The sequence below is a fragment of the Pseudoalteromonas sp. BSi20429 genome, assembly GCF_000238895.1.
Lineage (GTDB): Bacteria > Pseudomonadota > Gammaproteobacteria > Enterobacterales > Alteromonadaceae > Pseudoalteromonas > Pseudoalteromonas arctica.
The window spans coordinates 1-12213 of sequence record NZ_BADV01000035.1; the positions used below are offsets into that span (position 1 = coordinate 1).

General features: G+C 37.3%; 9 protein-coding genes. 4 read left to right on the forward strand and 5 right to left on the reverse strand.

Going from position 1 to position 12213, the window contains the following annotated elements:
* Window positions 1-14 precede the first annotated feature (14 nt).
* From bfr (P20429_RS12300) to P20429_RS12280, 5 genes are all read right to left on the reverse strand, one after another.
* Complete coding sequence (gene bfr / locus P20429_RS12300) at window positions 15-479, reverse strand: bacterioferritin (RefSeq protein ID WP_007582326.1); 465 nt, start codon at window positions 477-479, stop codon at window positions 15-17.
* A 12-nt stretch (window positions 480-491) separates the two neighbouring features.
* The gene (gene bfr, locus P20429_RS12295; protein ID WP_002958985.1) at window positions 492-962 is read right to left on the reverse strand and encodes a bacterioferritin; all 471 of its coding nucleotides are present in this window, start codon (window positions 960-962) and stop codon (window positions 492-494) included.
* Window positions 963-1226: 264 nt separating this feature from the next.
* On the reverse strand, window positions 1227-3362 hold the full coding sequence (locus P20429_RS12290) for a TonB-dependent receptor (RefSeq protein WP_007582327.1): 2136 nt from the start codon (window positions 3360-3362) through the stop codon (window positions 1227-1229).
* 72 nt (window positions 3363-3434) lie between these two features.
* Complete coding sequence (locus tag P20429_RS12285) at window positions 3435-4505, reverse strand: PepSY domain-containing protein (protein ID WP_007582328.1); 1071 nt, start codon at window positions 4503-4505, stop codon at window positions 3435-3437.
* A gap of 114 nt (window positions 4506-4619) precedes the next feature.
* On the reverse strand, window positions 4620-5486 hold the full coding sequence (locus P20429_RS12280; RefSeq protein ID WP_007582329.1) for a cation diffusion facilitator family transporter: 867 nt from the start codon (window positions 5484-5486) through the stop codon (window positions 4620-4622).
* A 251-nt stretch (window positions 5487-5737) separates the two neighbouring features.
* Between P20429_RS12280 and P20429_RS12275 the strand changes: the two genes are divergently transcribed.
* The 4 genes from P20429_RS12275 (at window position 5738) to P20429_RS12260 (ending at window position 12210) form a co-directional block, all read left to right on the forward strand.
* Window positions 5738-10501, forward strand: coding sequence for a PAS domain-containing protein (locus P20429_RS12275; protein ID WP_007582330.1), 4764 nt, complete (start codon window positions 5738-5740; stop codon window positions 10499-10501).
* Between the two features lie 12 nt (window positions 10502-10513).
* Window positions 10514-10996 carry a GNAT family N-acetyltransferase gene (locus tag P20429_RS12270; protein WP_007582331.1) on the forward strand — a complete coding sequence of 161 codons (483 nt, stop codon included), beginning with the start codon at window positions 10514-10516 and terminating at the stop codon, window positions 10994-10996.
* Between the two features lie 79 nt (window positions 10997-11075).
* Entirely contained in the window at window positions 11076-11582 is a 507-nt protein-coding gene (locus P20429_RS12265) for a hypothetical protein (RefSeq protein ID WP_007582333.1), read from the forward strand.
* 16 nt (window positions 11583-11598) lie between these two features.
* On the forward strand, window positions 11599-12210 hold the full coding sequence (locus P20429_RS12260) for a superoxide dismutase (protein WP_007582336.1): 612 nt from the start codon (window positions 11599-11601) through the stop codon (window positions 12208-12210).
* Window positions 12211-12213: the final 3 nt, after the last annotated feature.

Consider the following 12213-nt stretch of genomic DNA (forward strand, 5'->3'; position numbering starts at 1 on the left):
ATGCTTGTTACTATTTACAGTTGAGACTGCAAGTAGTTTTTAGTACCCGTATTTTTAATAAGCAATTGTTGGGTTTCTAACCAATCAATTTGCTCTTCTTGCTCATTTAAAATGTGGTCAAGGGCTTCACGGGTAATGTAATCTTTTTTGCTTTCAGCCAGTTTTACTGCGCTTTGCAACTCGCCAATAGTATCAAGTTCAAAACTCATGTTAGCTGCAATCATTTCTTCGCTGTTTTCACCAATACGTAATCGGCCTAGGTCTTGAAGATTTGGTAAGCCTTCTAAAAACAAAATACGTTCGATTAAACGATCGGCGTTTTTCATCTTTTGAATTGATACTTTGTAATCTGCTTTGTCTAGTTGAGTGAAACCAAAATCTTTAAACATGCGTGCATGTAAAAAGTATTGGTTAATACCAACAAGCTCATTAGCGAGTACTTTATTAAGCGCTGCAATAACGTCTTTATCGCCTTTCATAATATGCTCCTACTAAGCCATTTGTGCTTGATGATAATTTTCAGAACCAATCTTATCAATTAAGCCAAGTTGTTGCTCTAACCAGTAAACATGGTCTTCTTCGGTATCAAATAACAGTTTTTCTAAAATGCTACGAGATTGATAATCTTGTTGTTCTTCACATATTGCGATGACGTCTTTAACACACGCAACTACTTCAAGCTCTAGTGTTAAATCGTTTTGCATCATGCTTTTTACATCGTTACCGATAAGTAAATCACGGCGCTTAGTCATATTTGGTACACCTTCTAAAAACAAGATGCGCTTAATAAGCCAATCTGCGTGATCTTTTTCTTCTTCCATCTCGTGGTTAAGGCGTTCGTATAGTTTGTTTAAACCCCAGTCGTCATACATGCGCGAGTGTATAAAATACTGATCGATTGCTGCTAATTCGTTAGCTAACAATGTATTAAACGCATCGATTACTTTTTGATTACCTTTCATGATAAATCGCCTTAACTATTTCAATTGTATGCAGTGTAGTACAAATAGCCTATATTGCAAGTTTTCTCTATAAAAATCATTGCGTTACTATTGGTTTTGATTCTTATTTAAGTTTGCGTTACTGCTTGGTTTATGGACAGTTTTTTATTTGCATTAGCATCTAATACAAGATCATGATTGATAGGAAAAAGCGAGACGTTTATTTATGCGGGATTTGTTGAGCATATAGGCATGCAGGGCATGCCTATAACGTGCGCTTATTTGTTAAAATTGATATTTAGCACCCAGCGTTGCGGTTGTGCCTAATCCTTTAATGTTATATCCACCGTAGGTGTAAGCCTGTGCGCGGGCAGGGTAGTAATCACTATTGAATAGGTTTTCTATTCCAAAATACCCACTCCATTGAGCGTTAACATTGTATTGGCCACTTAAGTTGAATGTGTTGTAGCTACTAACAGGGCCTTGATCGCCAGAGTATTGGCCTTGCGCATTTTTATCAAAGCGCTTTCTGTCGCCTACATATAAAAAGCTCATTGCAAGCGATAGCTCGTCATTTGTTTGCCACGTTACATTCGCTGTTGCTTTAGGTGGGCTAATTTGGCTTGCGCCTAGATAGTCATCGGCCTCGGTATTTTTACCTTCAACATAGCTGTACGTTGCGCTTAATTTAAGATCTTGGGTAATAGTGTAGTTAACTAACCCTTCGTATCCCCATATTTCTTGTGGTGCACGCACAGGTTCGTAAACTCCTGTTACTTCATTATACTCATTACTTGTACCAAGCTCTGAGGTACTTCTGTAAAGAGCAAATTCAAAACGTACGTTTTCAAACTGTGAGGTAAAACCAACTTCGTAATTGTCGATTATTGAGGCTTGTGTTTGAATAAGTGCAATGTCGTCAACGGTTGCAGCGCGAAGTAAGCGACCAATATCAGAAATATCAGAGCCCTGTGAGTAACTAAAAAACGGGCTAAAGGCATCTGTTAAGTTATATTTAATACCGGCGTTATAGGTTGTTGCATCGTAATTAATGGTGTCGCCACGCACATTTAATGGTACTGAACATTGCGATACGGTTTTGCAAAGTTTTAGCGTTTGGTAGTCACTTACGCTCAAATCAATGCTTTCGTTTCTTACACCCGCTTTTACAATAATGTCGTCGTTTATTACCCATTTGGTTTGTAAAAAGCCTGCCACACTTTCCATGTCCATTTCTGGCACCCACACACGACCATCTACTAAAGGTTGCGATGTTTTATCGTTTAAGGCATCAATACCGTAGATCAGGGTGGCTGTTACGTTTTCAAAATCAAACTGGCTATTAAATGTAGCTCTGGCACCTTGCTTGTCTGATTTAATAACCGATTGACCACCGGTATAACCTTCATCAAGATTGGCTAAAGCGGTTGAGAAAAAGAATACGTTTTCTATATTTTGTTTATACAGATCGAGGGTCATTTGTGTGTTTTCAAACAACGCGTAATCAACATATTTTAGGGTTATATTTTCGTTGCCTTCTGGGCCTTGCGGCTTACCTTGTTTTTGAAGCTCTAAGGGGACGTGTATAGCGTATGTTTTTTCCCCTATATTGCCATCGCCTGTAACATCGCCTAAATCAGTTTTTTGCTGTGAGCTGTAAAAGTTATAGCTAAACTGCAGTTGCTTTTCGTCGTCAAAATCATAAGTTAGTTTGGTAAAATAGTTTTGAGTTTCAGAGTCTGATAAACCATATTGCAAGCCTAAAATATCGCCCTCTGCATCGCGTTGTACGCCGTTTTCTTCATAGCTTGCCGTTAGCAGGTAGCTTAGTTGGTCGAGCTTACCGTTTACTGCGGCTGATACTCTACCGCCGCCACTTTCTGCTAATTTAACAGCGCTAAAGCGGCTTGAAATACTTATTTCACCTTCAGGTTTTCCATCACTACGCGCTTGTTTTGTTATGTAGTTAATAATGCCACCTGAGGCACCATTACCATAAATAGACGTTGCCCCTTTTATGACTTCAATGCGCGCTATTGCGCTGGCGTCTAACGTTTTTACGCCTAAAGAACCATTACGAAGAGGGGTTGATTGCGGTACACCATCAATCATTATTAAAGGCGCACGGCCGCGTAGTGTTTGTCCTGAATTACTTGAGCTGCCTGTATTTGGGGCGAGCCCTGGAACCATTTGCGCGAGTAAACTCCCCAATTCTGAGCTTACTTTTAAATGCTGTTGTATTTGTTGCTGATTTATAACGGTAATCGAGGCAGGTACTTCGTCAATGTTCTCTGATATGCGGCTGCCAGATACAATGACATGCTCTAACTGATCAGAAGTGTATTCATTTTTATTATTTTCATTTGCTAACGTGTTAGTACTTATTGCAACAGCAATAAGGCAAAGCGAAGTTTTTAACATGGGGTGTCTTAGTTGATAACAATTTACGTAATGGTAATTATTATCAACTAATGACGCAAGTGTTAATGAGATTTATTTCCATTTATGGCGTTTTAACCAAAAATATACACCGCTTACAATAAAAAATGCGAGTGAAAGGGCTATTAATAACCATAAAAACTGCACAATAGGACCTGCAAAATCACCAATGTGAAACTTATACTTAAAGTTCCATGCTTGTGTTGTGAAGTTGGTTTTACTGGCGTCAAATGAGTTTAATACTTTACCCGTAAATGGGTTAGTCCAAACCCAGCTGTAAGCGTGGCTTTCGCCAGGGTTTTGCATTCTCAGTGCAATTACTTCGTCATCATTTTTAGGTAAGTAAATTCTATATACTTTACCATCTGGAAATACGTTCTCTGCATTTTTAATTGCTTCATTGTAGTTTAACGCAGCTTGAGAAGCGGCTATTATTTTTGGCGCTTCAGGTCTTTGTTCTACTTTATTAAACGTTACAAATTCTAATACAGATTGAGTTTGTGTTTTCCAGTTAAATGCCATACCAGTAAAGGCAATAAGCATAAGGGGTATAAAAAAGTAAACACCAAGCACTGTATGTAATTGATACATGAGCACTCTAAATTTGGCTTTTGGTTTTATAGCTAAACGTTTAACTCTGTTTTTGGGCTTTACCCATAAATAAAAGCCGAGTAATACATTTATTAAAAGTAGCAATGCACACACCGACATCCAATTTCGAAAGGTTTTTTCACCCTTACTGTTTTCAAACAACAGCCAGCGATGCAATCCCATCGCAAACCCATAAATAGTATCTGTTGATTCATAGACGTTTAGTACACTCCCAGAGTAGGGATTAACACTGGCGTAATATTTATTGGCTAACCTAAATTGCCATGCGGCGTTTGGCGCTTGTTCGGGCATAAAAAAAGTGATTTTTTGCTTAGTTTGAGCTCGTACATTTTGTATAAGTTCATCGTAAGGCATTAAATTTTCTTGTGGTGTTACTTGCCATTTTGCAGGCTCTATTAAGTGCTGTATATCTTTTGCATAAATCATAACAGCACCGGTTAAGCTCACTATTAATAAAAATAGTCCGCTAATAAGGGCAAGGCCTAAATGAATTCTACGTAACCAAAGTTTCAAAAACGGTATCTCATTATGAGTTAATGGCAATATTGTAAATGATAATACGAGCTGTTTTCAATTAAATAGTTATGTATTTGGTTTAGCTTGTTATTAAGAACATTAAATTGGGCTTTAATTTGCGATTGGTCGGATTTCTATTATGCAATTTTCGATATTAAAATTGTCGTGTAAAAAGCTTTTTATTGTTGGCAAATTAATTAAGTGCTGAGTGCTAATAACAAGCTCACAATAATTTTCTTTATCATCTAGTTGCCAAAGCTTAATGCTAACTACCGATTCGATATTAAATTCATTACTAATAGCATGTGATATTGCGTGTGTATCAATGTTGCTAGGCGCTGCTTGCATTAAAATTTTGCAGCTTTGCTTTAATAGTAAAATGCCATGAAAAATTACATAGATAGAAATAAGCACAGTGGCAATTAAATCAACAATATACCATTGGTATAAAATAATTAAGGTGCCTGCAATAATAACAACAATAGATGCCATTGCATCTGATACGTTATGAATAAAGGCCGCTTTTATATTTATACTGTGATTTGCTCCAGCTCGGTAGGTTAAATACGCTGTTGCTAAATCAATTACCAACGCTATTGCTGCCACCCACACAACTATCCAGCCATTAATTGGTTGAGGGTTTAAATAGCTCGAAATAGCTTCAAAAATTAAATACACGCCAATTAATATTAATGTACTGCTATTAAAAAGTGTGGCAAGTATTTCAGCGCGTTTATAGCCAAAATGATGAGTGGCGTCAGCAGGTTTATTACCAACTTTACGTGCAACCAAGGCTATAAATATAGCGGCAGCATCACTTAAATTATGAAGGGCGTCGGCTATAAGTGACAAGCTGCCCGAAAATATCCCGCCAATAACTTGGGCTACGGTTAGCAATACATTAATAACCACAGCGACGGTGAGCTGTTTATTGCTTTGGTTTTCGTCTACATGACTATGTGAGTGATCGTGCGCCATAATGCCCTCAAACGCATTGATTAAATACTGCTTATATCACGAGGAGTTTAAAACAGCTACAGAAGTTGTAGCGTAAGCAAGCGTAATTATAAGTTAGTAATAAAGGCGTATTTTTTAAAAAGTGTGAATTTAAGATTGTAACGCTAAATACCCAGTTTTTAAGGAGTTTACCGCTCAAAACTTGCGTCTTTATATATTTAGTGCATTAATGTAAGTAATATTAAATGATTATAAGTTGCTGGATATTAAGCATGGACAAAGGTTTAAACTTTGGTGAATTAACAGGTAAAGGACAGTCTGTTCGAAGTAAGTTAATTATAACCTTTATAATTATAGCCTTAGGGCCACTTTGTATACTTACGTGGTTTAGTCTTGAACATGTAAATAGCACGCTTAAACAAAATGCAGACACTGAACTTAACGAGCTTAATAATATAGGTAAGCAATTTGCTGATATTTGGTTTACAGACCATGTTAAAGATTTATATTTGCTTAGATCACAATTTGATATCAGCCCCAATAAAAAGCAAAAATTAATTAATCAATTTATTGAGCAGTATGATTTTGTTAATCATGTAGAGCTTATTGATGTAAACCTCGTTAATTCACTACCTTCATCACCTTTTTTAAATGTTATTAAAGAGCCGCGCTTTAATAACATACGTTCTGGGATTATAAATACAGGTAAAATCCAATTCCAGTCAATGACTGCCTCAGGGCGTGAATATCATATTATTGGCTTACCGATATTAAATGATGAAAATAAGCTACAAGCAATATTGCTTGCAGATATAAATTTAAATGGCTTATTAAATAATCTAAGTAAAATACACGCTGCTAATAAAGACATAACATTTTATGTTATGCACAATAATAAAATTCAAAAAAGTAATATTTCAGACGATACCCAACCATCATTTTTCTCTCAAAATGGCTCACCAACACAACGTGTTTTTTCTTATATTGATAAAAATGAAGTCACTTTATATGGGTATATTAATTCATTAGAGTTTTTAAATGAGTCTGGCTGGCAGCTACTTGTATCAAAACCAAAAGAAGTTGCACTACAAGGTGCTAATTATTATAAGCAGCTCGCTGTATTAACTAATTCAGGTGCCTTACTGCTGATATTAACGTTGTCGTGGTGGTTTGGTCGCCGGCTGTCTCAGCCTTTAATTAACTTAGCTAAAATTGTCGAAAATATTACAAAAGGCGATTTAGTTAAAGTTCCAATAATAAACGATAGCATTGAATTTAATCAGCTTTCATTAGGCTTACGTAAGTTAGTAGCCGTAAAAGAAGAACAACAAAGTATATTACAAAAACAACGTTCGGCACTTCAAATTGCATTAAAACAATTAGCAGAACAAAAAAGTGCATTAGATGAACATGCCATTGTTGCGGTAACTGACTTACATGGCACTATTACTTTTGTAAATAAGAAATTTTGTGAGATCAGTGGTTTCGACGAACATGAATTAATAGGCGAAAACCATCGCCTTTTAAATTCAGGTAAACACGAAAAAGAATTCTTTAAAAATATGTACAAAACGCTTAAACGCGGTGATGTATGGAACGGGCAAATCTGTAATAAAGCTAAAAATGGTGGTTTTTATTGGGTAGATACCACCATTGCACCATTTTTAGATGAAAACGGTATACCACAAAACTATATTGCTATTCGTACCGACATTACAGCGCTTAAGTTACAAGAGCTAGAGCTTGAACAGCACAAAACACAGCTACAACTAGTGATTGACTCAACAGCAGTGGGTATTTGGGATTGGTACATTAATACTAAAAATGTGACATTTAATAACCGCTGGGCCGAGATTATAGGTTACAAGCTCAGTGATATTGAACCTTGTACTATAGATACTTGGTATACCTACGCTCACCCTGATGATTTAGCTATGTCGGAGAAAAAACTTCAAGCGTATTTTTCCGGCGAGACTGACTATTATGTTAGTGAAGCCCGCATGAAACATAAAAATGGGCATTGGATTTGGGTTCTCGATACTGCAAAAATAGTTGAGTGGAATACCGATGGCTCTCCAAAACGCATGATCGGTACGCATTTAGATATATCAGATCGAAAATCTACAGAGCTTGAGCTACAAGGAAGCCGAGACAGATTTGCATCTTTGGTATCAAATATCCCTGGCATTATTTATAGATGTAAGTTTGATGACAAATTAAGCATGCTTTACATGAGCGAGCAAGCGAGTGAAATTACCGGTTATTCACCCGATGAGTTGATACACAATGAAGATCTTTGCTTCTTTGATTTAATATGTGAAGACGATTCTCAAAAAATAAAAGATGAAATTGTCCGTTGTGTTAGCGCTAAGCAGTCATGGTCTGTTGAGTATAGAATTAAAGCCCGCGATGGCTCTTTGCATTGGGTAAACGAAAAAGGCCAAGCGATTTACGCAGATGATGGCAATATATTGTATTTAGATGGATTTATTTTAGATATTACAGAACGTTACAATACACAATTAAAAATAAGCCGTCAGCAAAGCCTGCTTGAATCAATGAGTAAGCAAGGACAGATTGGTGCATGGGAGATGGACCTAGATGCGCATACTCTTTATTGGTCTGATGAAGTTAAAGTTATCCACGAAGTACCAGAGGGATTTGAGCCGAGGATAGATACTGCTATTGATTTTTATAAACCAGGAATACACCGAGACACTATAAGTACCTTATTTGAATGCGCTGTGACTTTAGGTGAAAGCTGGAGTGTAGAGCTTATTATTTTGACCTATTCGGGGCAAGAGCGTTGGGTTAAATCAATGGGCCAAGCAGAGCTTAAAGATGGTAAATGCGTACGTGTTTTTGGCTCATTTCAAAGTATTGATGCACATAAGCGCCTTGAACTCGAAAGCGAAAAAGCAAACCGCTATAACAAAAATTTAGCCGCGCTTACAGTCGCACCTGAAGTGCAAAATAGTGATGTAGAGCAAGTTAAAAAGCTAGCCGTTAAATCTATGTGCGAAGTGCTAAATGTTGCACGTGCGTCGGTATGGATTTTTAACGATCAACGAGATGTAATGACATGTCATAGTTTATACATAGATGGACAAGGGTTTGTAGATACAGATGCTGTTTTAACTGCTAAAGACTACCCAGCATATTATAGCGTCATTCATAAGCAAAACTTAGTAGCCATTGATGATGTTTATACGCACCCAGCAACTGTTGATTTTATAGAGGCGTATACAAAGCCATTAAATATTAAATCGATGCTTGATGCAGTAATAGCAACTGGTGATGGTAATTTAGGTATTTTGTGCGCTGAAACGGTAGGCGAACATCACAATTGGACGCAAAGTGAAGAAACGTATCTTCGATCATTGGCTACTTTAGTGGGAAGTACTTTAATTTCTCAGCAACGAAAAGTAATCAGTGAGGAGTTAAAAGTAGCCCTTGTAAAAGCAGAGGATGCGGCTATTGCTAAGAGCCAATTTTTAGCAACGATGAGCCATGAAATAAGAACGCCAATGAATGGTGTACTCGGTATGCTAGAACTTGTTCAATTAGAGTCACTCCCTAAACCAATAGAAACAAAAGTAGGTATAGCCAAAACAAGTGCGCACTCTTTATTGGGTGTAATTAACGATATTTTAGATTTCTCTAAAGCCGAAGCGGGTAAAATCGAACTTGAAGAGATTAACTTTAATGGACGTGATTTAATTGGCGAAGTTGCTGCCGCACAAGCATTGACTGCTCAAGAAAAAGGTATAGAAATAATTTTAGATTTGGTAGCGCTAGAGCCTTCGCAGTTATGCGGAGATCCAGGGCGCATTCGACAAGTACTTACTAATTTGCTGAGTAACGCCGTTAAGTTTACGAGTAAGGGCGAGGTTGTTGTAAGCGCCAAGATTAATAAAGTGGCTCAAGGTTTAGAATTTGTTGTAAGTATAAAAGATTCAGGCATAGGAATAAGTGAAGAAAAGCAACAGCAGTTATTTACCCCTTTCTCTCAGGTAGATGCATCAACAACGCGTGAATACGGGGGCAGTGGCTTAGGGCTGGCTATTTGTAAGCAGCTTTGTGAGTTAATGGGAGGAGCAATTTCTCTTACAAGTGAAGCAGGTAAAGGGAGTACCTTTACCGCCACTATAATGTTAACTCCGGGAGATCAAAAAGAGCGTTATATTCCTAATATTAATATGGAAGAGCTAACAGTTTTAGTTGTTGACGATAACGAGACAAATCGAATTGTAATTTCACAACAGCTTGAACATTGGGGCGCTAAGGTTGCACTCGCATGTGATGCACATGAAGCACTTGATATGTGCGCGCAGCACTATAAAAGTAACAATTGCATGTATGATATTGCAGTGCTTGATATGCAAATGCCAGGAATGGATGGCATAGAGCTGTGTAAAGCACTAAAAGCACATGAACATTATAAATCAATGCCACTTGTAATGATGACTAGTATTGCAGGTATGGAAGGCGCGCAGCGTTATTCTGATGCTGGCTTTCAGGCATATTTTCCTAAACCAGTAACCACTGCCGATTTAATTTCTGCACTGTCGGTTATAACGAGTAATGATGCAGGCGAGGCGCTCCCACTTGTTACGTCAGGCTATATTTCGTCACTTAAAAAAGAAAAGATGCAGGAGTCTTCCCAAATACTACTGGTGGAAGATAATCCAATTAACCAACAGGTGGCTAAATTAATGCTCAAAAAGCTTAATTGTGACGTTACTATTGCTGGGAATGGCCAATTAGCGATTGATATATTAGAAGCGCATGATTCAGGATACTTTAAGCTCGTACTTATGGATTGCCAAATGCCTGTTATGGATGGTTTTGCAGCAACCGCTGCTATTCGTAAAGGCGTGGCGGGCATACAGCATAAAAACATTAAAATAATCGCTATCACCGCAAATGCAATGAACTCAGATAAAGAGCGTTGTATAACCGCTGGAATGGATGACTACTTGAGTAAACCTATTCAATTAGATATTTTAAAAGATAAATTAGAGCAGTATATTTAAGGTAAAAATACAATGAGCCAACCCGTTATAATACGTGATGCAAAACCAAGTGATGCAAAAACAATTTTGCACTTTATTACCGAACTTGCCATATATGAAAAAGAACCTGATGCAGTAAAAACAGACGAGCAGGCAATTTTAGATACTCTGTTTAGTGAAGGTGCAACTGCGCACAGCATAATTTGTTTAGAAGGTGATGAGGCAATTGGTTTTGCGGTATATTTTTATAATTACTCTACCTGGTTAGGTAAAAATGGCCTATACCTTGAAGATTTATACGTAAGCCCAGATAGCCGTGGCAATGGCGCAGGTAAAGCCATTATGAAGCACTTAGCTAATAAGGCGATTAGTAATAACTGTGGGCGTTTTGAATGGGTAGTGCTTGATTGGAATAAACCCGCTATCGATTTTTACAATAGCATTGGTGCAAAGCCTCAAAACGAATGGATTATATATCGCTTAACAGGGCAGGAATTATTAGACTTCGCTAAGTAGTTAATGAAAATCATTTGCATTTAGTTTTATGGGTGTGTAAGTTAAATACACACTCATAAATAAACGTGCAGATGATTATATGATCTCAAGTCAAAAACAACCCCACTCAGATTTACTTTATCTTGATCAAGCATTAAGCCCTTGGCAGTCGAATATAATGCAAGGTAATTATGCATTCGAACAAGGTGCACTTCTCGAAGCCCGCGATAAATACTTATTAGCTAAAACACTTGCAGATCATCTTCTTCAGCAGTTTTTATATGCTCAGATTAATAACACTGTCATTCATGCTATTGAGCACTGTATACCCGCACTTGTTGTTGCGTCACATAATTTAGCTGATACCTATATAGCTATGCAACAGCCTGAAAATGCATGCAAATGGCTATGCGAAGTACACTTAACACTCTCTTCATTAATTAAGCATACTCATTACGATATACAAAAAGTGAGTAAGCATCATTACATTAAAACTTCCTCTGAACTTGTATCATTTGCAAGACGCTATCATTTTTTACCTGAGCTAATAGAGCAAGTGAATTTTTGCTTATGCTCTAAAGACTCAACAAACAGCCTGCTACATTAAAATAAAGGAGTAATTTATGGCGTTTACATTGCCAGCACTTGATTATGAATATGATGCGCTTGAGCCTCATTTAGACAGCAAAACTATGCATATTCACCACACATTGCATCATCAAACGTATATCAATAAAGCCAATGCTGCTTTAGCAGATACTGTATATGCAACCGCAAATGCTGAAAAATTACTTAAGGGAATAAACAGCCTGCCTAGTAATTTGCAAAAAGCAGTACAAGAGCATGTAGGAGGGCATTTTAATCACAGCTTATTTTGGCAAGTAATGAGCCCACAAGGAGGAGGTGAACCTGAAGGTATTGTGGCTCAGGTTATAAATGAGCAACTAGGCAGTTTTGATAAATTTAAAGACCAATTTACAGCCGCGGCAATTAGCCAATTTGGTAGTGGTTGGGCGTGGTTATGTGTAACGCCGGATGAAAAGTTGATTGTAGAAAATAGTGCTAATCAAGATTGCCCTTTAATGCAGGGAAATATCCCTATTTTGGGACTTGATGTATGGGAGCATGCCTATTATTTGAAGTATCAAAATAAGCGTCCTGACTATATTGCTGCATTTTATAATGTAATTAATTGGCAAGAAGTACAAAATCGCTATTTATTGGCTATTGGTTGAGTG

What these genes read in the sequence shown, in the direction of transcription:
- bfr (WP_007582326.1), bottom strand. Translation starts at nt 479, where the DNA reads ATGAAAGGCGATAAAGACGTTATTGCAGCGCTTAATAAAGTACTCGCT.
- bfr (WP_002958985.1), bottom strand. Translation starts at nt 962, where the DNA reads ATGAAAGGTAATCAAAAAGTAATCGATGCGTTTAATACATTGTTAGCT.
- P20429_RS12290 (WP_007582327.1), bottom strand. Translation starts at nt 3,362, where the DNA reads ATGTTAAAAACTTCGCTTTGCCTTATTGCTGTTGCAATAAGTACTAAC.
- P20429_RS12280 (WP_007582329.1), bottom strand. Translation starts at nt 5,486, where the DNA reads ATGGCGCACGATCACTCACATAGTCATGTAGACGAAAACCAAAGCAAT.
- P20429_RS12275 (WP_007582330.1), top strand. Translation starts at nt 5,738, where the DNA reads ATGGACAAAGGTTTAAACTTTGGTGAATTAACAGGTAAAGGACAGTCT.
- P20429_RS12270 (WP_007582331.1), top strand. Translation starts at nt 10,514, where the DNA reads ATGAGCCAACCCGTTATAATACGTGATGCAAAACCAAGTGATGCAAAA.
- P20429_RS12265 (WP_007582333.1), top strand. Translation starts at nt 11,076, where the DNA reads ATGATCTCAAGTCAAAAACAACCCCACTCAGATTTACTTTATCTTGAT.
- P20429_RS12260 (WP_007582336.1), top strand. Translation starts at nt 11,599, where the DNA reads ATGGCGTTTACATTGCCAGCACTTGATTATGAATATGATGCGCTTGAG.